The 20,970-nt window shown below is 72.9% G+C and carries 20 protein-coding genes and 1 pseudogene; 13 read left to right on the top strand and 8 right to left on the bottom strand.

The window, feature by feature from the left end:
* Positions 1 to 34: 34 nt before the first annotated feature.
* Together OHS33_RS02270 and OHS33_RS02265 are read right to left on the bottom strand one after the other, a co-directional pair.
* On the bottom strand, positions 35 to 1,255 hold the full coding sequence (locus tag OHS33_RS02270) for a PucR family transcriptional regulator (protein ID WP_330328678.1): 1,221 nt from the start codon (positions 1,253 to 1,255) through the stop codon (positions 35 to 37).
* Between the two features lie 81 nt (positions 1,256 to 1,336).
* Complete coding sequence (locus tag OHS33_RS02265) at positions 1,337 to 1,831, bottom strand: hypothetical protein (protein ID WP_330328677.1); 495 nt, start codon at positions 1,829 to 1,831, stop codon at positions 1,337 to 1,339.
* Positions 1,832 to 2,008: 177 nt separating this feature from the next.
* Here OHS33_RS02265 and OHS33_RS02260 point away from each other — a divergent pair, with 177 nt between their 5' ends.
* The 9 genes and pseudogenes from OHS33_RS02260 to OHS33_RS02220 all read left to right on the top strand — a co-directional run bounded on the left by OHS33_RS02260 (position 2,009) and on the right by OHS33_RS02220 (position 10,359).
* On the top strand, positions 2,009 to 2,248 hold the full coding sequence (locus tag OHS33_RS02260; RefSeq protein ID WP_330328676.1) for a hypothetical protein: 240 nt from the start codon (positions 2,009 to 2,011) through the stop codon (positions 2,246 to 2,248).
* Between the two features lie 57 nt (positions 2,249 to 2,305).
* Positions 2,306 to 3,250, top strand: coding sequence for a DUF4304 domain-containing protein (locus OHS33_RS02255; protein ID WP_330328675.1), 945 nt, complete (start codon positions 2,306 to 2,308; stop codon positions 3,248 to 3,250).
* Between the two features lie 135 nt (positions 3,251 to 3,385).
* Positions 3,386 to 3,631, top strand: a pseudogene (locus tag OHS33_RS02250) (helix-turn-helix domain-containing protein); the annotation flags it as partial.
* A gap of 209 nt (positions 3,632 to 3,840) precedes the next feature.
* Positions 3,841 to 4,257 carry a hypothetical protein gene (locus OHS33_RS02245; RefSeq protein WP_330328674.1) on the top strand — a complete coding sequence of 139 codons (417 nt, stop codon included), beginning with the start codon at positions 3,841 to 3,843 and terminating at the stop codon, positions 4,255 to 4,257.
* The gene (locus OHS33_RS02240; protein WP_330328673.1) at positions 4,254 to 5,048 is read left to right on the top strand and encodes a transcriptional regulator; all 795 of its coding nucleotides are present in this window, start codon (positions 4,254 to 4,256) and stop codon (positions 5,046 to 5,048) included. The genes OHS33_RS02245 and OHS33_RS02240 overlap by 4 nt, the downstream gene beginning before the upstream one ends.
* Before the next feature lie 71 nt (positions 5,049 to 5,119).
* The gene (locus OHS33_RS02235) at positions 5,120 to 5,545 is read left to right on the top strand and encodes a roadblock/LC7 domain-containing protein (protein ID WP_330328672.1); all 426 of its coding nucleotides are present in this window, start codon (positions 5,120 to 5,122) and stop codon (positions 5,543 to 5,545) included.
* A 94-nt stretch (positions 5,546 to 5,639) separates the two neighbouring features.
* Complete coding sequence (locus tag OHS33_RS02230) at positions 5,640 to 6,011, top strand: hypothetical protein (RefSeq protein ID WP_330328671.1); 372 nt, start codon at positions 5,640 to 5,642, stop codon at positions 6,009 to 6,011.
* Between the two features lie 169 nt (positions 6,012 to 6,180).
* Positions 6,181 to 9,756, top strand: a complete 3,576-nt coding sequence (locus OHS33_RS02225) for a bifunctional glycosyltransferase/CDP-glycerol:glycerophosphate glycerophosphotransferase (RefSeq protein WP_330328670.1) — start codon at positions 6,181 to 6,183, stop codon at positions 9,754 to 9,756.
* 120 nt (positions 9,757 to 9,876) lie between these two features.
* On the top strand, positions 9,877 to 10,359 hold the full coding sequence (locus OHS33_RS02220; protein WP_330328669.1) for a VOC family protein: 483 nt from the start codon (positions 9,877 to 9,879) through the stop codon (positions 10,357 to 10,359).
* Between the two features lie 31 nt (positions 10,360 to 10,390).
* Here OHS33_RS02220 and OHS33_RS02215 read toward each other — a convergent pair whose 3' ends face one another.
* Both OHS33_RS02215 and OHS33_RS02210 read right to left on the bottom strand, forming a co-directional pair.
* Positions 10,391 to 11,125: an SIR2 family NAD-dependent protein deacylase gene (locus OHS33_RS02215; protein WP_330328668.1), complete on the bottom strand. Its 735-nt coding sequence runs from the start codon at positions 11,123 to 11,125 to the stop codon at positions 10,391 to 10,393.
* A 79-nt stretch (positions 11,126 to 11,204) separates the two neighbouring features.
* Positions 11,205 to 11,681 (bottom strand): VOC family protein, encoded by a 477-nt coding sequence (locus tag OHS33_RS02210; protein ID WP_330328667.1) that lies wholly within the window; start codon positions 11,679 to 11,681, stop codon positions 11,205 to 11,207.
* Positions 11,682 to 11,851: 170 nt separating this feature from the next.
* Here OHS33_RS02210 and OHS33_RS02205 point away from each other — a divergent pair, with 170 nt between their 5' ends.
* Together OHS33_RS02205 and OHS33_RS02200 are read left to right on the top strand one after the other, a co-directional pair.
* Positions 11,852 to 12,478 (top strand): hypothetical protein, encoded by a 627-nt coding sequence (locus tag OHS33_RS02205; RefSeq protein WP_330328666.1) that lies wholly within the window; start codon positions 11,852 to 11,854, stop codon positions 12,476 to 12,478.
* Between the two features lie 75 nt (positions 12,479 to 12,553).
* Positions 12,554 to 13,438 (top strand): GNAT family N-acetyltransferase, encoded by an 885-nt coding sequence (locus OHS33_RS02200; protein WP_330328665.1) that lies wholly within the window; start codon positions 12,554 to 12,556, stop codon positions 13,436 to 13,438.
* 21 nt (positions 13,439 to 13,459) lie between these two features.
* Here the strand turns inward: OHS33_RS02200 and OHS33_RS02195 are convergent, their stop codons facing one another.
* The 3 genes from OHS33_RS02195 to OHS33_RS02185 form a co-directional block, all read right to left on the bottom strand.
* On the bottom strand, positions 13,460 to 13,882 hold the full coding sequence (locus tag OHS33_RS02195; RefSeq protein WP_443065186.1) for an SSI family serine proteinase inhibitor: 423 nt from the start codon (positions 13,880 to 13,882) through the stop codon (positions 13,460 to 13,462).
* Positions 13,883 to 14,176: 294 nt separating this feature from the next.
* Complete coding sequence (locus tag OHS33_RS02190) at positions 14,177 to 14,623, bottom strand: Crp/Fnr family transcriptional regulator (RefSeq protein ID WP_330328663.1); 447 nt, start codon at positions 14,621 to 14,623, stop codon at positions 14,177 to 14,179.
* 103 nt (positions 14,624 to 14,726) lie between these two features.
* On the bottom strand, positions 14,727 to 15,029 hold the full coding sequence (locus tag OHS33_RS02185) for a hypothetical protein (RefSeq protein ID WP_330328662.1): 303 nt from the start codon (positions 15,027 to 15,029) through the stop codon (positions 14,727 to 14,729).
* Between the two features lie 272 nt (positions 15,030 to 15,301).
* Here OHS33_RS02185 and OHS33_RS02180 point away from each other — a divergent pair, with 272 nt between their 5' ends.
* Together OHS33_RS02180 and OHS33_RS02175 are read left to right on the top strand one after the other, a co-directional pair.
* Entirely contained in the window at positions 15,302 to 17,278 is a 1,977-nt protein-coding gene (locus tag OHS33_RS02180; protein ID WP_330328661.1) for a glycoside hydrolase family 5 protein, read from the top strand.
* Positions 17,279 to 17,450: 172 nt separating this feature from the next.
* Positions 17,451 to 20,192 (top strand): CBM96 family carbohydrate-binding protein, encoded by a 2,742-nt coding sequence (locus tag OHS33_RS02175; protein WP_330328660.1) that lies wholly within the window; start codon positions 17,451 to 17,453, stop codon positions 20,190 to 20,192.
* 62 nt (positions 20,193 to 20,254) lie between these two features.
* Here the strand turns inward: OHS33_RS02175 and OHS33_RS02170 are convergent, their stop codons facing one another.
* Entirely contained in the window at positions 20,255 to 20,926 is a 672-nt protein-coding gene (locus OHS33_RS02170) for a hypothetical protein (protein ID WP_330328659.1), read from the bottom strand.
* Positions 20,927 to 20,970 lie beyond the last annotated feature (44 nt).

Below are 20,970 nucleotides of genomic sequence, written 5' to 3'. Positions count from 1 at the left end.
AGGGCCTGGTGACGGGGCGGCACCACCCGGCTGATCACCCGGCCGGGCCGGACCGGCGCGGCGTGCGCGGCGGGGACTTTGGCGCGGATGCGCCCTGCCCGTCGGCCGCCCGCTGGACCACCGCCGCGTGCGCCAGCGCCAGCTCCACGACGTGCGCCGGGTCCGTCAGCGACCGGCCGGTCAGCTGCTCCAGCCGGCGCAGCCGGTTGGAGACCGTGTTGCGGTGGCAGTACAGCCGCTGCGCCGCGTACGTCGTCGAACCCTGGCAGGCCAGCCAGGTGCCCAGCGTGGTCAGCAGCACCCGGCCGTCCTCCGGGGCCAGCGCCAGCACCGGGCCCAGCACCACCTGGCGCAGCCGCCCCGCGAGTTCCCCCTGGCCCGCGACCAGCGCCGCCGGGAGCCGCTCGTCCAGCAGGGCCGTGCGCGGGCTGCCCGGGCCGGTCGTCGTGCGCAGCGCGAGGACCGCGAGGCGCCGGGCCCGCGCGAACTCGGCGGGCGCCGCCACCACCGGGCTCACCCCGGCCCGTACCCCCAGCGGGGCCAGTAACTCCCGCACCGCCTCCAGCGGATGGTGGCCCAGCTCCACCAGGGCGCTCTCCCCGTCCGCCCGGATCCGCCACAGCACGCGCGGTCCGGCCGCGGCGAGCGGCGGACGCTCCACCGGGTCCGCGCCGGCCCGCAGCACGAGCACCGCGAACCGCCCCTGCCCGGGCAGCCCCAGCTGGGCGGCCGCGGCGGCCGCCGCCTCGGGAGCGCCGCCGTCGAGGAGGGAGTCGAGCAGGGCCGCCCGCCGCTCCCGGTCGCGGCCGCCGCGCGCGGTCTCCGCCTGCCGGTACGCCTCGGCGGTGGCGTCGGTCTGCTGGTCCAGCACGTCCCACAGCACGCTCGCACCGGGCAGCAGCCGGGGGAGCGCGGCCCGGTCGTGCGCGGTCACCGCCTCGGTGAGGGTCTGCCACAGCAGCCGCCCCGCCTGCCGGTGGCTGCGGAGCAACGAGGAGAGCGGCAGCCCCTGTTCGGCCCGCAGCACGCCCACGGAACGCGCCTCCGTCAGGTCCACCGGCAGCCCGCGGGAGCTGCGGACCACCCCCTCGACGGTCTGCCGCAGCTGCCGGTGGGCGCGCTCGCGCAGCTCGGCCCGGCCGAGCGGAGCGGCGTACGCGGGATCCTCGGCCAGGGTCCGCTCGGCCAGCCGGTCCGCCGCCACGGCGATCCGCCGGGCCAGGTCCTCGCGTATCTCCTCGATGATCCGCTCCATCCGGGCAGCGTGACACGGGAACCGCTCCGGTGGGGAGGGCCTGGACCCAAGCGGCCTCCCAGCCGGTGCCCGGGCCGTGGCCTACGGCGCGTGCAGTTCGTCCTCCGCGGTCCCCGGTATGCCCAGGCCGGCGAAGAGCAGCGCGGTGAGCTGCTCGGCGAAGACGGCCGACTCGGTCAGGGCGCGGCGCACGAGGGGCTCGTCCGGGGTCAGGCCCGCCGCCGCGGACCAGGCGAGCGCCCCGCTCAGCGCCGGGGCGACGGGATAGCGGTCCACCGGTATGTCGTACCCCGCGGCCGTCTCGCGGTCCAGCAGACCGCGCCAGCCGCTCCCGTCCGGCGCGGCGCCCTGGACGAACCCGACATCGCTGTCGAGGTAGTTGACCACGATCGCGGCCGCCCCCGTCGCCGTGACCAGGTGTGCGAGCGAGCGGCCCGCCGCGTCGCCGAACTCCGCGAACTGCCAGCCGGCGGCGGGCGGTGTCGCCTCGCCGACGTCCGTGAAACCGGCCGCGTCCATCAGGTCCGCCAGCCGCGCCGTGGACCGGATCGCCAAAGATCCCCCTGAGTTACCCATGACCGGACGGTAGCGGACGCCACCGACAGCGCCCCCGCCCGGCGTTCGGACGCTCCGGCCCCCGCCCGGACCGATACGAAAGTCGCCGCGCGCGGGCCCCCGCAGTCCCCGAAAGTCGCGGAACGCGGCGCCGGAAGCCCGACGCGGGGGTCCGCCCCCGCCTCCTACCGTCGGAGGATGACGACCTCCACCACCCGTTCCCCGCTCGGCGACACGCTCGGCCTCGTCGGCTTCGTCCTCATCGTCGGCGGCGCGAGCGGCCTGCTCCACGAGTGGTACGGCTGGATCCGCTTCCTCGGCTTCCTGCGCCACCTCATCCCCGCCGGGTACGAGGTCCTCGGCTACGTCGTCATGATCGCGCTCGGCACCGCCGCGAGCGCGGGCGCGTCCCTCGCGGGGCGGCGCCGCACCGGGTGAGCGCGGTCGTGACGCACCGCTTTGCCCCCGGAGGGTCCGGCTTGGGAGACTGCGGGAGTGAACGCGACCGACTTGTTCCATCAGATGCTCCGCGAGCGCATAGCCCCGGCACTGCGCGAAGCGGGCTTCACCGGCACCGGCCGGGAGTACCGGCTCGCAGTCGCCGCCCCCGACCACGCGCTGATCGGCTTCCAGCGCAGCGCCGCCTCCACCCCGGACCGCTGCCGTTTCACCGTCAACCTCCGCGCCGTCGGCTACCAGGAGCACGAGGACCTGCGGCGGCTGCGCCCCGCGCTGGGCACCCGGCTGTCGGCCAACCACGTCGGCCCCGTCGGCTGGCACGCCCGGATCGGGCAGCTGCTCGGCCACCCGCACGACCACTGGTGGACGATCACCGACGAGCGCAGCGCCTCCGCCGTCGCCGAGGACGTGGTGGACCTGGTGCAGCGCCATGCCGTGCCCGCGCTGTGGGGCCGGCTCACCGGGCACGCCCCGGTCCCCGGTCCGGTGATCGACCCGCTCCCCGAGTGCCTCGACACCGGGTGCGTGAACCGTCCGGGGCCCGCGGGCGCCGGGCCGGGCGCTCTCGCCTTCGACGCGGCCGATCTCGTCGGCACCGTCGTCTACGAGGTCGGCGAACGCCAGGCCTGGCCGTACCTCGTCTTCCACGACGACGAGGAGGACGTGGAGGGCCGCATCACCATCGACGCCTCGTGGCGGCTGGAACAGCCGGACTTCGGCTGGATCCGGGTAGGCCACGACCCGGCGGGCGACGAACGGATCGTCCGCTCCCCGGGCGCCACGCTCCCCGCGCACAAGATGGCCGTGCTCGGCGAACTGGGCCTGTGCCGCGTCTCGGACGCCGAGGTCAAGCGCGACGGCTCCCTGCACATCTGCTTCGAGGCGGGCACCCCGCGCGATGCCTGCATCACGGTCTCCGGCACCCCGCACGCGCTGACGGTCACCACGCCCTGGCGGTTCGACGGCTGGGTCCACGCCTGACCGCCGACGCCCGGAGGGGCGGATTCCGGCCTTAGTTGATCTTATGCTCAGGTTTACGCGAGTCAGCTGGTTTTGCGGTCGGTGAGCGACTTTGATGGGTTTGCCAGGCCGCCTACCGGAGCAGGGGGACTACTCATGGGCACCGAGCAGACTCAGCAGGACAGCGCACCGCACAACGCACCACACAGCGCACCCACCCTCATCGGCTCCGTCCAGCGGGCGCTGCGCCTGGTGGAGGCCATGTACGCGGAGGACGGCGCCACGGCCAAACGGCTGGCGCGGATCACCGGGATCCCCCTCCCGACCGTCTACCACTTGCTGCGCACCCTCACCCACGAGGGGTACGTCCGCCGCGAGGGCGGGGCCTTCCGGCTGGCCGACGGCATGCCCCTGCCGCTGGCCTCCTGACCGCCGATGAGCAGGGGATGACCGGTCTTGATCGGCATCCGGCCACCCGTGCGTAAGCATCAGGCGCATGTTCCAGGCGAAAATGCCAGAACACCCTTCCGCAGTGTGGAACTTCAGTAAGTTCCTCTCTGTCGCGCCGCACGACCGTGCACCACGCACGACCGGCCGGGAGGGGAACCCGCGTGCCCGGGATCGACGAATGCCTGCTCGAAGCCATGACCCTGCCCGGTGCGCGCGGGGCCGCGCTGGTGGACTGGAGCAGTGGACTGGCCCTCGGCACCGCGGGGGAATCACCCGTGGGGGACCACGAGACGACCGCCGCCGAGACGGCCGAGCTGGCCCGGGCCGCCGCCGAGTACGAGTCCTTCGCACCCGCCGCCGAGGATGCCGGCGGACCCCCCGACCCCGCTGACGGGGCCGGTCCCCCCATCGAGGACCTGATCGTCACCACCCGCACGGGCTACCACGTCCTGCGCTTCGTCGAGACGAGCTTCGACAGCAGCGTCTTCCTGCACCTCTGGCTGGACCGGTCCCACGGCAACCTCGCCCTCGCCCGGCTCAGACTCAGGGACCTGGCGGAAGGGCTGGTGCTCAGATGACCACCGCGCCGCCCACCGACAGCACCCCCGCCCACGCCGCCGTCTCCCCGCTGCTCACCCGGCTCGCCGCCGAGCGGGCCACCGGAGCCCTGCTGCGCGACCGCGGCACCCTCTTCCTTGAGGACGGGCGGATCGTGCACGCCGAGAGCCCGGCCACCCCGGGACTCGACGTCCTGCTCACCACCGGCGGCGGACTCGCCCCCGAACGCTGGCGGGAGGCCGTGGACCGGGCCGGCGCCCGCCGTCAGGTCGCCCGGTTCCTCGTCGACAGCGGCGGGCTCGCCGGGGGCGAACTGGAGATCTGCCACCTCGCCGCGATCTTCGACGCCGCCTTCTTCGCGCTCTCCCCGGGCAGCGGCCCCTCGCGCTTCCGGCGCGGGGCCACCCACTGGATCGGCTCCGTGCGCTCCGTGGCGGCCGCGGCCGTCGAGCGCGAGACCCGGCGGCGGCGCGAGCTGCTGGACGCCGTGTGGCCGTACCCGCTGCTCGACACCTCGCCGGTGGTGCCCCGGGCGGCCGCGCCCGGCCAGACGGTCACCAGCCGCCAGCGGTTCCTGCTGCGGCAGACGGACGGGGTCCGCACCCCCGCCGCGCTGGCCTGGGTGCTGGGCCGGCCGGCCTTCCACACCCTGCTCGACGTACGGCGGCTGGCCGCGGCCGGACTGGTCGAGACCCCGCACGCACCGGCGCCCGCGCCCGCCCCCGAGCCGCTGCCGGACTGGATGACCCAGGCCCAGACCCCCGACGTGGCCCTGCTCCGCCGGTTACGCGACGCACTGGAGGCACTGTGAGGCTCCCGCTGCGACCGCGCGCCGACCGGCGCGGCGAGGGACGGGGGCGGCAAACCGAAAGGAGACTGTCGATGGTGCCCGCCGAGGCCCAAGCCGAGATCCTCGCCGAGCTGCGGCGGCTGCGGGCCCGGGTCCCCCAGCTCACCGGGGCCCTCGCCGCCAGCGCCGACGGTCTGGTGCTCGCCCAGGACACGGCCGCCACCGAGGCAGAAGCCGTGGCGGCGCTGACCGCCGCCGCCCTCGGGGTGGCCCAACGGCTCAGCGACAGCACCGGACAGGGCGACTTCCGGGAGCTGCTCGTCCGGGGCGAGCACGGGTACGTCGCCACCTACGCCGCCGGAGACGCGGCGGTCCTGACCCTGATCGCGGAGCCGCGCGCCAACGTGGGCCGGCTCCACCTGGAGGCCCGCCGCTCCAGCCTGCGGATCGCCGAGCTGATCGACGGCGTCCTCGGCCGGCGCGGCCCGGACGCCCCCGCCCCCGAGAGACCCCGCTGACCCCCTGACCCCGAGCACCACCCGCAGCACCACCCCGGCACCACCGCACCATCCATCGCCCCATCACCAGCAGGAACACCGGAAAGGAACCCCCATGGCCAACGTGGAGACCGCCCTCAAGGAGACCAGCACCATCGACGGAGCCCTCGGCGCCGCCCTGGTCGACTACGGCAGCGGCATGGCCCTCGGCACCATCGGCGGCAGCAAGGAACTGGACCTCGCGGTCGCCGCCGCGGGCAACACCGACGTGGTGCGCGCCAAGGTCCGTACCATGGAGCTGCTCGGGATCAAGGACGAGATCGAGGACATCCTGATCACCCTCGGCTCGCAGTACCACCTCATCCGGCTGCTGCGCGGCCGCAACTCCCAGGGCCTCTTCCTCTACCTCGCGCTGGACAAGGACCGGTCCAACCTCGCGATGGCCCGGCACCAGCTGAAGCGGATCGAGTCAGAACTCGAAGTCTGACGGTACGAGCGCCTACGGTGGGGCGGCGAACGGTCGAATTCTTTGCCGTTCGCCCCCACCACCTGCGGAGCTTTGTCCGGATTGGGTGGAGTTTATAAGCCCGTTACAGAGTAAGATGCTGTAATTAGCTGATCATTGACTGATAAACCCGCTGGAGAATTCGTCACCCATGCCCCCGCGCCTGAGCATCGTCGTCCCTGTCTACAACGTCGAGCTCTACCTCGACGAGTGCCTGGAGTCTCTCGCCGCGCAGACATTCGGCGACTTCGAAGTCGTCATGGTCGACGACGGCTCCACGGACACGAGTGCCGTCATAGCCAAGGCCTTCGCCGCCCGTGACAGCCGCTTCCGGCTGGTCCTGCAGGAGAACGCCGGACTCGGCGCGGCCCGCAACGCCGGTGCCCGGTACCTGTCCGAGGGCACCGAGTACCTCGCCTTCGTCGACAGTGACGACACCCTGCCGGCCAACGCGTACCAGCTGATGGTGGACACCCTCGACGAGACCGGTTCGGACTTCGTCGGCGGCAACGTCCTGCGCTTCCGCTCCGTCGGCATGAACCAGTCGTGGGGACACAAGGCGCCCTTCGCCAAGACCCGGCTGAAGACGCACATCTCCAAGTTCGCCCCGCTCGTCACCGACCGGACCGCCTGGAACAAGGTCTACCGGCGCACCTTCTGGGACGAGCACGGCTTCCAGTACCCGGAAGGCATCCTCTACGAGGACGCCCCCGTCAGCATCCCCGCGCACTACTTCGCCGCCAGCGTCGACGTCCTCAGCGACGTCGTCTATCACTGGCGCGTCCGCGAGACCGGCGAGCGCTCCATCACCCAGCGCTCCACCGACCCGGTCTCGCTCGTCGACCGCGTCACCTCCGTCCGCCTGGTCCGCGACGCCCTCAAGGCCAAGACCGGCGCCAAGTACGCCCGTTACCTGCGCGACTACGACCACAACGTGCTGAGCGAGGAACTCCCGCTCATCTACAAGTACGTACCCGAGGGCGGCCAGGACTTCCGCGACGCGTTCGTCCGCGACGTCGGCGCCCTGGTCCGCGAGATCGGCAGCGAGCCCTGGAGCGACCTCACCGTCGCCGACCGGCTCAAGGCCTACCTCGCCCGCGAAGGCCGCGTCGAGGACTTCATCGCCCTCCTCAAGCACCAGGGCGACTTCTCCTACAGCGTCCCCGTCAAGGGGCTCGCCCGGCCGCAGGCCGACTACCCCTTCCTCCAGGGCCGCCCGCCCGTCCCCGCCAAGGTGCTCACCCTCGGCCCCCGCGAACGACGCGTCGTCAGCAGGCTCGAACAGGCGGCCTGGAGCGGCGGCAAGCTGCTGCTGCGCGGCTACGCCCTGCCCGGCCACCTCGGCGCCGAGAGCCGCCTGGGCTCCCGCAAGATGCTGATCTTCCGGGAGAAGGGCAAGCGCCGCCGTACGGTCGTCAACACCCGCACCGTCGCCGCGCCCATGGCCACCGTGAACGCCGCGCACCTCGCGCTGCGCCACGCCGACTGGGCCGGTTTCACCGCCGTCGTCGACCCCTCCGTCTTCCAGCAGGGCGGCAAGTGGCGCGACGGCACCTGGACCACCTCGGTCGCCGTCACCGGCGCCGGCGGTCTGCACCGCGCCCGGCTCAAGGGCGGCGACCACGACAGCGGCCTGACCCCGCCCGCCCACTGGGTGGCGCCCGACGTCCGGATCGTGCCCACCGTCTCCGGTGCGCTCACCGTCACGGTCGAGGTCGTCCGGGCCCGGGTCCTGGACGTCCGCCCCGCCGCCGACGACACCGCCTTCGAGATCAGCGGCGAACTCGCCGCGGACTTCGGCGCCGGAGCCGCGCTGCGCGCCGAGCACCAGAACTCCGGCACCGTCCTGACGCTGCCGCTGGAGACCACCGCCGACGCCCACGGCGGCCGCAGCGCCTTCACCGTGCGCGTGCCGATCGCCGACCTGGCCGCCGTGCCGGACGCGGTGCCCGCCCCCGGCGAATGGCTCCCCGAGCCGTGGAACCTGACCGTGACCCGCGCCGACGGCACCGCCGTCGACCTCGCGCACGACGAGCGCGGCGGGTTCACCGGCCTGGTCCTGCCCGTCCCCGGAGACGGCACCGGCCGCGCCGTGTTCGTCAAGCGCACCGCCACCGGGCAGCTCTGCTTCTCCCTCCAGCCGTCGCCCCCGCTGGTGGAGACGGTCACCGCCGAGGACGGCACGCTGACCCTGCGCGGTACGTTCCTCCCGCCCGCCGACAGCGCCGACGAGCCGTACGAGCTGGTCCTGCACAACTGGCACGGCGAGGAGTACAGCTACCCCGTCACCACCGGCGACGGCCGCTTCGAAGCGGTCTTCACCCCGGTCCTGCCGGAGCACTTCGCCGGGAAGACCACGCTGCCGCACGGCCGCTGGTGGCCGACGCTGCGCCCGGTCAGCCAGGGCGGCGCCACCGCGAGCCTGCTCGGAGTCGACCGGGGCGCCCCGGTCCAGCTGATCGCCCCCGCCCTCGGCACCGGCCCCGCGGCCGTGACCGTGGACGGCCGCCGGATGCGCGTGGAAGCACGCTTCTTCGACCGCATGGCGCTGGTCACCGACCCGCTGCTGACCCCGCACGACCGCTCCCGCTACGCACAGCGCATCGCCCGTGACGTCACCTACCCGGCGCAGCGCCGTGCCCCGCTCAAGGACGTCATCGTCTACGACACCTTCCAGGGGAACGGCGCCGGCGACTCGCCGCGCGCCATCCACGAGGAGCTGCTGCGCCGCGGCGCGGACCTGGAGCACATCTGGCTGGTCAACGACGGCCGCGCCGAGGTCCCGCCGACCGCCCGCGCCGTGCAGTACCGCAGCCTGGAGGCGTGGGACGTACTGGCCCGCGCCCGCTACTACGTCGTGAACGACAGCGTCCCCGCGCCGTTCTTCCGCCGCGAGGGCCAGGTCGTCGTACAGACCTGGCACGGCACGCCGCTCAAGCAGATCGGCCACGACTTCATCCACGACTACTACTCGTCCCCCGAGGTGCTCGAAGCGCTGGAGCACGACAGCGCCCAGTGGTCCCTGCTCGCCTCGCCGAGCAGTTTCGCCACGCCGATCCTCAAGCGCGCCCTCGCCTTCAAGGGCGAGGTCATGGAGGTCGGCAGCCCGCGCACCGACGCGCTGGTCCGCCCCGACGCCGACCGGATCGCCGGCATCCGCCGCCGCCTCGGCCTGCCCGAGGGCAAGAAGGTCGTGCTGTACATGCCGACCTGGCGCGAGAACAACGAGGGCTGGAGCGGCGGCTACAAGCTCGACCTGCGCATCGACCTGGACGAGGCCCGGCGCGAGCTGGGCGAGGACCACGTGCTGCTGGTCCGCGGCCACTACCGGGTGACCGAGCAGGTCCGCGACGCGGTCCGCGACGGCTTCGTCATGGACGTGTCCCGCTGGGCCGACGCCACCGACCTGCTGCTCGTGGCCGACGTACTCGTCTCGGACTACTCGTCCGCGATGTGCGACTTCGCGCTCACCGACCGCCCGATCCTGCTGTTCACCTACGACCTCGACCACTACCGCGACACGCTGCGCGGCCTCACCCTCGACCTTGAGGCCAAGGGGCCGGGCCCGCTGCTGCACGACTCGGCGAGCCTGATCGCCGCGGTGCGCGACGCGGACGCGGTGGGCGCCGAGTACGCCGAGCGGCGCGCCGCCTTCCGCGCCGAGTTCTGCGACCTCGACGACGGCCGCGCCGCCGAGCGCGTCGTCGACCGCATGCTGGAGATGTAGCCGCAGATGTAGCCCGTACGGGTGCTTCACGGACTGGTCCCGGGCCCACCGATGAGAATCGGGCCCGGGACCGGTCTGTATGGGTGGGACAACAGCTCACACCACCCGCAGGAGGCAGTCATGATCGGCAACGGTTTCACCACGTGCCTGTGGTTCGACGACAACGCGGAAGCGGCCGCCGACTTCTACCTGTCCGTCTTCAAGGACGGCAAGCGGGGCCGCGTCGGCCACTACAACGATGCCGGTCCCGGCGAACCCGGGTCCGTGATGGTCGTCGAGTTCGAGATCAACGGGCAGAAGTTCATCGGGCTCAACGGCGGCCCCATGTTCACCTTCAGCGAGGCCGTCTCCTTCCAGATCCACTGCGAGGACCAGGCCGAGGTGGACCACTACTGGGCGGCGCTGACCGCCGACGGCGGCGAGGAGTCGCAGTGCGGCTGGCTCAAGGACCGCTTCGGGCTGTCCTGGCAGGTCGTCCCGGCCGAGGTGATCGACCTGATCAGCGACCCCGACCCGGAGAAGGCCGCCCGGGCCAGCGCCGCCGTGTACACGATGAAGAAGATCGACCTGGCCGCGGTGAAGAAGGCCCACGCGGGCGGCTGACCCGCCCCGGCCCTGATCCACCGGGCACCCCCTACACCTGGACGTCCTGGAGCCGGTCGAGGAGCGCGGGCAGCGCGCTCCCGATCGGCTCGCGGATCAGTTCGTCGGCGAGCGCGTCGTACGGGGTCTCCTCGGCGTTCACGATGATCAGCCGGGCCCCGTGCTCGGCCGCGATCCCGGCCAGCGAGGCGGCGGGCTGCACCTGGAGCGTGCTCCCCACCGCGATGAAGATCTGGCAGCCCTTGGCCACGGCCATGGCCTGGGCCAGCACCTCGGGGTCGAGCCGCTCGCCGAACATCACGGTGCCCGCCTTGAGGATCCCGCCGCAGATCAGGCACGGGGGATCGGGCTCGCCCGCCGCGACCCGCTCCAGGGTCTCCGCCATCGGGGAGCGGACGTGACACCGGGTGCAGACGACGGCCCGGGCGGTGCCGTGCAGCTCGAAGACCTTGCGGTCGGGCATTCCGGCGAGCTGGTGCAGCCCGTCGACGTTCTGGGTGACGACCCGGACCGGGGTCCCGCCGCGCTCCAGGGCGGCGACGGCCAGGTGCGCCGCGTTGGGCCGGGCGCCGAGCGCCGCGATCTCGGCCCGCATCAGCCAGGACCGGCGCCGGATCTCCGGATCCTCCATGTAGTACTCGTACGTCACCAACTTCTCGGCGCCGGGATCCCGGCGCCACAGACCCTGCGGCCCCCGGTAGTCCGGAATCCCGGAATCCGTGGACATTCCGGCCCCGCTGAACACGACGACAAGTGGCTTCCCCATGGCTGCGACCCTACGCAGCACCCCGCTGCCGCGGCGAAGCATTAACCGGCGCGCCGGACAACCGGGGCCGACCGCCGGGTCACTGCACGCAGAACTCGTTGCCCTCGGGGTCCGCCATCACCACATGCGCACCGCCGTGTTCCTCCACGGCCCGGATCACCGTGGCCCCCAGCGCGGTCAGCCGCTCGCTCTCGGCCACCCGCCGCTCCGGGCCGAAGTGCAGATCGATGTGCAGCCGGTTCTTGCCCTGCTTGGGCTCCGGTACGGCGTTGAACAGCACCCGCCGCCCGAGCCCGACCCCGGTCTGCGGATCGACCGGGTCCCCGGGGTGGCGTACGGCCGCGGCCGACCGCCAGACCTTGCGGCCCTCCACCACCTTCCAGTCGTCGTCCGTGACCGCGCCGAAGCCGATCAGCCGCTCGATCAGCTCGGCATGGTCCTCGCGCTCGTAGCCCAGCGCGGCGGACCAGAAATGCGCCAGGCGCAGCGGATCGGCGCAGTCGACGACGAGCTTCCAGTGCACGGGGGTCGCGGCAGTGGTCATGGCTGTGGTCATGGCGGTCTCCAGGGACGGACGGGCCCGGTCTTCACGTCCGTTATAGCCGGGCCCACTGACACCGGCCCCGGCTGAGTACCCGTACTCAGGTGCCCGCGGGGTGGGGTGTGGATACTGATCGCTGCCGCCCCGCCCGCCGGGGACCGTCCGTCAGGGAGCATGGAGACGCCTTGATATCCCGCCGCACCCCCGCCGCCGTCCTGTTCGCCTCCGGTCTGCTCGCGCTGACCGCCTGCGGCACCATGTCGACCACGGGCGACGCCGCCCCGGGTCCGTCGGGCTCCCCGGCTTTCTCCCCGGCCGCCTCCCCGTCCGTGGACTACGCCGCCCGGGCCCGCGAGGCCGTCGTGCGGCACGACCGGCAGTTTCCGGAGATCGCGGCCCGGTGCGCGGGCCGGGCCACCAGCCTTCCCAAGGCGCCGGGCGCCACCGGGACGGACCCGGAGGCGAACAAGTACGCCGAGAACAACGCGTTCAAGCAGGAGCTGCCGGACACCCCCATCGAGCAGTGCCGTGGCGAGGCCCACGCGGAGCGCATCAAGGCGGCCCTGACCGGTGAGGGGAAGACCGCGCCGCGCACCGCGGCCGAGCTGCGGACCGCGCTGGAAGGTCTCGGCTACACGGTGGGACCGGAGGTCATCAAGGGGGCCTCGGCCGAGGGCAGCGGGCTCTGGTTCGAACTGCGGGTCCACGAGTCCGGTCCCTGCGTCGGCGGCCAGCTGAAGGCTCCGGTGCGGATCGACACCCACGGCTCGTACATGGAAGGCGGCTGCTGGCAGCCCCGCGGCGGCCACTGACGGCCCGTCGGGCCCCGCCCGGGACGCGCCGGGCGCCGTACCGCCACGCACCGTTCTTCTGGTACAACACCGCGCATGACGGCATTCGAGATCGCCGGCGCGAGCGCCGCGGACATGGAACTGTTCCGGGCCTGGGCCGACGACGAGGGGTGGAACCCCGGCGCGTCCGACCCGCTGGCCTTCGCCGTGGCCGACCCCGGCGGCTTCCTCGTGGGCCGGCTCGGCGGCGAGCCCGTGGCCTGCGTCTCCGCCGTCCGCTACGGCGCCGGGTTCGGGTTCATCGGGTTCTACATCGCCCGCCCCGCCGTGCGCGGGCAGGGGTACGGGATCCAGCTCTGGAACGCCGCGATGCACCGGCTCGACGGGCGCCTCGTCGGCCTCGACGGGGTCGTCGCCCAGCAGGACAACTACCGCAAGTCCGGGTTCCGTTCCGCCTGGAACAACGTCCGTCACGAGGGCGTCCCCGCGGCGGACGGGAGCGGCGGCGCCGCTGGGAGTGACGGCTCCGGCGTCGAGGTGATCGACGCCCGCTCCCTGCCCTTCGCCGAACTCGCCGCCTACGACCGCCGGTTCTTCCCCGAACCGCGCGACTCCTTCCTCGCCGCCTGGACCGGCTTCCCCGGCCGCAGTGCGCTCGCCGCCGTCCGTGACGGGCGGATCGAGGGCCTCGGGGTGATCCGGCCGTGCAGCGCGGCCTCGCGGATCGGTCCGCTCTACGCCTCCACCCCGGCCGTCGCCGCCGCCCTGATCCGGCGGCTGGCGGCGACGGTGTCCGGGGCCCCGGACGGGGGAGCGGGACCGGTGGCGGTGGACGTCCCCGACGCCAATCCCGCCGCCCTCGCCCTGATGTCCGGACTCGGCCTGGTCCCCACCTTCGAGGCCGCCCGGATGTACACGGGCCCGGCGCCCGAGGTCGATCTCCCCGGTCTCTACGGGGTGACCAGCCTCGAACTGGGCTGACGGCTCACGGGAGTCGGCAGGTCAGAAGGCGAAGACGGCGCCGCTGCCGGCCCGCATCGCGCACCGGTTGGCGAAGGTGTGGTCGTAGGTGAACCGCTTGCCCTGCCAGACCCCGTCGGCCGTCACCGTCACCGGGTCGTACTCCCTGGTACAGACCGCTGCGGCACCGCCTTCCGTGATCATGTCGGGCCGGCCCGCTGCCGCGAGTAACTCCGTACACGCGGCGGCCGGGTCCGGGTGCGTCCCGCTCGGCCGGGGCGCGCAGACGAGCGTCACGGCGCGCAGGACCGTCCCGTGGCGGGCGTCGTCGCCCGCCGTGACCCCGAGCACCAGCGCGGACGGCGCGTAGAGGCTCTCGGCGCCGGACGGGGCGGCGTCGGCCGCCCCCGACCCGGCCAGTGCGGTGAGCGCGGTGAGCGCCATGGCCGCTGAAGCGAGACCCATACCCCTTGCGATGGACCGCATTTCGAACACTCCCTTGGGTGGTTGTTTCGGATAACGGACACGAGTGTTGCCCACCCAGGGCATGACCGCGTACGCCCACCCCCATTTCGCGTCACCGAAAGCGACCGCATGATTGCAGGTTGTGCCGGTCCGGGCTCCTGTGACCTGGAGGAAGAGCGGTATGGAACGTGTATACGAAACGGCCGAAGATCGGTCCGTCGACATCGGGCCACCACGGACCCGCGCGCGGCCGGTACCCGGCCGGTGCGGGGGCCGGTACGACCCGCAAACGCCCTAGTGGGGGGCGTACAGGTCGAGCAGGCGGGTGCGGGTCTGGTGCAGCCGGTGAGCCAGAACCCGGCCCACCCACTGCCCCACGGCCGAGCCGAAAGCGGGATCGGCGTCCATGAGCATCCGCACGGTCATGCCGTCGAACTCGTACGCGCGGACCGGGGTCATCGCCTCGGCGCCGAGCTGCCAGACGTACGGCGGGAACAGCCATGACCAGCCCACCAGCTCACCGGGACCGAGGTTCTCCACCGGGGCGGGGCGGCGGCCGGGGACCGGGATCTCCAGGGTGACGGTGCCGGAGCGGACGATCCAGAAGGTTTCGGCGCGGTTTCCTTCGTCGAAGATCCGCGTACCCTCGGGGAAATTGACCTCACGGGCGTGACTCATCAGCCGTCCACGGTGTTCGGTGGACAGGGCTGCAGCGAGCCGGATGGGGGAAGGGTTGCTCACGACGGCCTCCGTTCGGGACCCCCCGCTCCACCAGTGTCGCCGAACGGCGGCCGGATGGCCGTACCCCGTCGCGAACCGGTGTCATACCGGTCCCGTACCGGTGTTATTCGTCGCCGTTGGCCTCCATGCAGGCCAGCTCCATCGCGTCGAGCACCGCCTCGTAACTGCGCTGGCTCAGCTCCGCGACGTTCTCTATCTGGGCGGTCGCCCACGCCGACAGGGTCATGACCAGGACCCGGAGCCCGTCCGTGCCGTGCTCGGCGAGGATCGCGTCCGCCAGGACCATCGCGTCCTCCGGCACCCGCTCCGGCGGCTCCAGCCCGGCCAGCTCCCGCAGCAGGGTGATGGTGCGGCGCGAGATCTCCGGGGTGATCCTCGCCAGCCGCATGTCTTCTTCCCTGTCCATCCGCCCCCGCCTTCCGCCGACCGAGAGGAGCCCCCTGGAGGCACCGTAGAGGGGCCGGGCCCACGGCGTGGCGCTTTCGCCAGGGTGGGTTCCCGCCGTACGACCGCCCCCGTGCTTCCCCGTGCCGCCCCACGCCTTCCCACCCGCACCCCCGCTCGCCCTTCCACTGTGTGCGACCGGCCGGTAACTTGACCGCGTCCCTTCACGTCGGACATGCGGCGGTCCGACGACGGGCCGACGACGGACACACGACCGGACCCGGCAGGTGCCAGATGCAGAGCCCCCTACGCGTGGCCCGCCACGCCCTCCTGCGATGCGCGCCGCTGCTGTGCGCGCTGCTGCTGTGCGCACTGTTGGCGGCCCTCGCCGTACCGGCCGGACCCGCGCGGGCCGCCGTACCGCAAGGGCCGCGGGACGCGGCGGCGGGAGCCTCCGCGCAGGACGCCGCGGCCGACTGGACCCCGCCGCTGTCCACCCGCGGCCGCTACATCGTGGACGCGAAGGGCGACCGGTTCCGGCTGCGCTCCGGGAACTGGGACGGCGCCCAGGGCTCCTGGAACGGCTCCGGAGACGCGGCCGACCCCGCCACCCACCACGCCGGCCAGGATTCCCACGGGATCCCGCTCGGCCTGGACCGCACCCCGCTCCCCGCCCTGCTCGCCGACTTCCACCGGCTGGGCCTCAACAGCATCCGGCTGCCCTTCTCCGGCGAGATGCTCCGCACCACCGCCCCCGTCCCGGACGCCGCGGTCGCCGCCAATCCGGCGCTGCGTGGCAAGACCCCGTTCCAGGTGTACGACGCGGTCGTGGCGGCGCTGACCGCCGACGGGTTCGCGGTCATCCTCAACAACCACACCAACACCACCCGTTGGTGCTGCGGCCTGGACGGCAACGAGCGCTGGAACAGCGGCCGCACCACCGCCCAGTGGGCCGACGACTGGGTGTTCCTCGCCCGCCACTACCGCGACAACCCGCGCGTGGTCGGCGCCGACCTCTACAACGAGGTGCGCCGCGACACCCTCGACGACCCCAACTGGGGCCTGGGGGACGGCCACGACTGGTACGCGGCCGCCGAGGAGGCCGCCGACCGGATCCTCGCCGAGGCCAACCCGGACCTGCTCATCGTCATCGAGGGCATCAACTGGACCGGCATCCCGCTGGACGGCCTGCCGCACGGCCGCCCCGCGCTGAGCCCCGTACGGACGCTGTCCCACACGCTCGTCGTCTCCGGCAAGCTGGTCTACTCCGCCCACTTCTACGGGTACACCGGCCCCCACCACAGCGGCGCGACCGGCCTCGGCGAGACCCATGACCCGCGCTACCAGGACATGACGGCCGCCGAACTCGAACAGGCCCTGTACGACCAGGCCTTCTACGTCTCCGCGGAGACCGGCAACCACTTCACCGCCCCGGTGTGGGTCAGCGAGTTCGGCATCGGAGCCGACGAGGGCGGCGCCGCGCCGCGCACCTGGTTCACGCGCATGACCTCGTACCTGGCCACCTCCGACGCCGACTTCGCGTACTGGCCGCTGGTCGGCTGGAGCACCACCGCCCAGGGAGCGCCGGGCGGCGACAGCTGGGCCCTGCTCCGCTACGACGCGACGGGCCGCCGCTCGGGCGTCCTGGACCCGGGGGACTGGCGCACGGCGCCCTGGTCCGGCCTCGCCGCCTCCGCCGGGCGCAGCGGCCCGGTCGCCCCCGTCACCCGCTGGTCGATGCTCACCACCGACCACCGCGACCAGGTCGCCTCGCTGCTCACCCGGGCCGGCGGCGACTGGGACGGCGGGGCCCGCAAGGCGGTCTGCCCCGATGGCTCCGGGCTGGCCGGGCTGAGCCACACCGGTGGCCGGGGCCTGTGCGTCGGCTCGGACCTGCGGGCTCCGGCGGGCGCCCAGAGCGTGGTGAGCGACGAACGGTACGTGCCCGCTGGCGGCGACTGGGCGAGCGGCTACACCAAGTTCCAGTGCCCGGCGGGCCAGTTCCTGATCGGGTACAGCGTGCGCGGCGAGCGGGTCTCCGCGGCCCTGTGCGCACCCGGCCGCGCCGCGCTGGCGGGGGCGGGCCGCACGGTCTGGTTCGACCGGGGAGACAACCGGCCGCCGGGCGCGCCGGGCGGGGAGTTCGCCTACGGCGCCTACAAGGGCCAGTGCCTGCCCACCGAGTACGCGGCGGGCATCGCCTTCACGACCCGGGCCGGATCCCGGCCCTCCGCGGCCGCGCTGCTGTGCCGCGCCACGGCGGGCGGCTGAGGGGGCGGGCGCACGGACGGGCGTACGGGCCGGCGTATCCCGTTCGGCATCCGATGGGTCAAGTGTGATGAATGGACGGCGAATTCCCCCTAAGGTGCGCCCGTACGCATGTTCCGGATCAGCTGTTTCCGGCCATGCGCACACCGTGCCCGCACACTGAACTGGGGGGTTCATGCACAGATCCAAAGGCCTGGCGACCGCGCTCGCCCTGGCCCTTTCCGGCGGCGCCGCCGCCGTCGGACTCGGCCTGGTGCCACAGGCGGCGGCGCTCACGCCGCCCGTGGCCTTCACGGCCGACGCGCTGTCGACCTGGCAGCCCAACGGCGTCGTCTGGGCGCTCGCGGAGGCGGGCGGCACCATCTTCGCCGGTGGTACCTTTTCGGCCGTCCGGCCGCCCGAGGGCGGCGCCGGAGCCGAACAGTCGGCGGTCAACTTCGTCGCCCTCGACGCGGCGACCGGCGCGCCGACCGCCTGCAAGCTCTCCTTCACCCTCGGCGGTGGCGGCACCGCCACCGTCCGTACGCTGGTCCTGTCCCCGGACAAGCAGACCCTGTACGCGGGCGGCTACTTCGGCGCCGTCAACGGCACCCCGGTCTCCAGCCTCGCCGCGATCGACGTGGCGACCTGCACCCCGAAGGCCTCCTTCCACCCGTCCTTCGCGGCCACCGTCCGCGCACTCGCCGTCACCGACGACACCGTCTACGCGGGCGGCGACTTCCTGACCGTCCAGGGCCAGCCCCGCCAGCGCTTCGCCGCCGTCACCACCACCGACGGCGCGCTCACGCCCTTCACGGCCGACGCCGACGAACCGGGCCGCGCGGTCGAGATCACCCCAGACGGCCACAACGTGCTGCTCGGCGGCGACTTCTTCACCGTCAACGGCACGAACACCCACGCGCTCGCCGTCGTGGACGCCACCAGCGGCGCGCTCACCAAGTCCTACCCGGGCTTCATCGAGACCAACTCGGTCGTCAAGGACATCGCGGTGGACGCCACCGGCTTCTACACCGGCAACGAAGGCACCGGCGGCGGGGTGTTCGACGGCCGGATCGCGCTCAACCTCAGCGACTTCAACCAGCGGTGGCGCGACACCTGCCTCGGCGCCACCCAGGCCGTACTGCCCTACCAGAACGTGCTCTACAGCGCCTCGCACGCGCACGACTGCTCCAGCGTCGGCGAATACCCCGACGGACAGCGCCACCACCTGCTTGCCGAGCCCACCACCGGCACCGCGAAGCTGGGCTGGGCGCCCGACACCAACGACGGCATCGGCGAGGGCATCGGCCCGCGCGTGATGACGGTCGGCTCCAAGGCCGGGGTCCAATACCTGTGGGTCGGCGGCGAGTTCACCGCCGTCAACGGCGCGGCGCAGCAGAGCCTGACCCGCTTCGCCTCCACCGGGGACACCGGGGCGCCGACCGTCCCGGTCGCGAGCGCGGTCAGCTACAAACCCGGCCAGGCGCAGGTCCGCTGGCGCACCAGCCTCGACCTCGACGACAGCACGCTCACGTACAAGATCTACCGCAACGGCTCGGCCACGCCCATCGCCACGGTCGACGCCGACTCGCTGTTCTTCCGGCGCCCGCAGGCGTCCTGGACCGACACCACCGTCTCGGCGGGCCAGTCCTACAGCTACCGGGTGACCGCGACCGACGGCGCGGGCAACACCAGCGCCCTCTCCGCGACCGCCTCGGTGACCGTCCCGGCCACCGTGGACGCCTACCCGAACCAGGTGCGCACGGACGGCGCCACGCAGTACTGGCGCTACGACGAGAGCGTGCTCCCCTTCGTCGCCGACTCCTCGGACGGCGGCAACTCCAGCGGCGTGCACCTGAACGCCCCGGCGCTGCGCCAGACGCCCGGCGCGGTCACCGGCGCGAGCACGGCGATCGGCTTCAACGGCACGAACACCCAGGTGTACGGCGACCGCCGCACGACGGTCGGGAACACGTACACGCTGGAGACCTGGTTCAAGACGAACACCACGCGCGGCGGCAAGCTGTTCGGGTTCGGCAGCAACCAGTCGAACAACAGCAACCAGTACGACAAGCACCTCTACATGACCAACGACGGCCGCCTGACCTACGGCGTCTACACCGGCGCCACCCGCACCATCACCACCGGCGGGACCGCCCGCTACAACGACAACCAGTGGCACCACGTCGTCGCGACCCAGGGCGCGGGCGGCATGGTCCTGTACGTCGACGGCGCACAGAAGGGCACTCTGAACGTCACCACCAACGAGAACTTCGCCGGCTACTGGCACGCGGGCGGCGACAACCTCAACGGCTGGCCGGAGCGGCCCACGAGCGACTACTGGGCGGGCCAGCTCGACGAGACCGCCGTCTACCCGACGGTGCTCACCCCCGCGCAGGTGCAGAACCACTTCGCTCTCGCCACCGCCCCGGCGGACTCGGTGGTCCAGGTCCAGGCCGCCGAGGACACCTACGCCAACGCGGGCGCGCCCGGCAGCAACTTCGGCACCTCCGGTTCGCTGGCGGTGGGCGGCAGCGCGCTCTACCAGAGCTACCTGCGCTTCAACCTGCCCGCGGCGCCCGCCGGTACGGCCTTGAAGTCGGCCACGCTGAGCGTGAAGACCAGCACGATGAGCGGAGCGGGAACGACGGACACCGTGTCCGTGGTCCCCGTCACCGGGGCGTGGACGGAGACGGGCACGACCTACAACAACCGCCCGGCCCTCGGCGGCACGCCCCTCGGGAGCTTCGCGGGGATCGCGGACGGTTCCGCGGTCGCCACGACCACGCTCGACGTGGCCACCGTCGCGGCGGCCCTGAACGGCTCGTACAGCCTGGCGCTGACCGACCCGGGCACCGACCCGGCGTGGCTGTGGTCCTCGGAAGCGGGCGCGAACGAGGGGACCCCGCAGCTGACCCTGACCTTCGGACCGCAGTAGCGGCGGTGCCGTAGCGGCGATGCTGGTCGAGGGGGCGCGGGCCGAGGTGGCCCGCGCCCCCTTCACATGCTTGCTGACAGACCGACCACGGGTGCCAGTTGGGACCGGATGGTTCCGGCGTGGGGCTGGAGGGAGCCGTCGAAGGCGGCGGATCCGATGGTGAAGGCGTCGGCTCCGGCTGATGCGAGTTCCTGTATCTGATCGGTGCCGGTGATGGAGCCGGCGACGACGAGGCGGCCGGTGGTGGCGGCGCGGGCGGCGCGGACCAGGTCGAGGGGGTCGGCATCGGTGGCGCGGTAGGCGAGAAGGTCAATGCCGGCGCAGCCCGCGGCTTCCGCGCGTCGGCAGTCGTCGGCGATGCGGTCCGGTGTGCCGGCGAGGCGGGTGGGGTGCCCGAAGGGTTCTCCGGCGAAGGGCAGGTAGCCGATGGACGTGCCGTGCAGGAGGCTGAGGGTCTCCTCGGTCCAGGTACCGCCCATCAGCCAGTCGACGCCGAGTTCGGCGGCCGTCCTCACCGAGGCGAGGGCCTGGCTCCGGTCGGTGCTGACGACTTCGAGGTACGTGGTGGCGCCCCTGTCCTTGATGCGGGCGTGGAGCCGGCCAAGGGTGTCGCGGTCGACGCCGATGTCCTTGAATCCGATGTGGGTGATGCCGAGGTCCTCGATGGTGTCGAGGACCTCAAGGCAGTCGGTGACGGTGCGATCGTCGCGGGTCAGCATGAAGATGAAGTCCACGGTGTCCTCCGGCCCTCTGTCGCGGGGTTGATGTGAGTCGGTCA

This window comes from Streptomyces sp. NBC_00536, assembly GCF_036346295.1.
Taxonomy (GTDB): domain Bacteria; phylum Actinomycetota; class Actinomycetes; order Streptomycetales; family Streptomycetaceae; genus Streptomyces.
The sequence above is the reverse complement of the archived record's forward strand: the minus strand, read 5'-3'. Positions and strand labels throughout refer to the sequence as shown.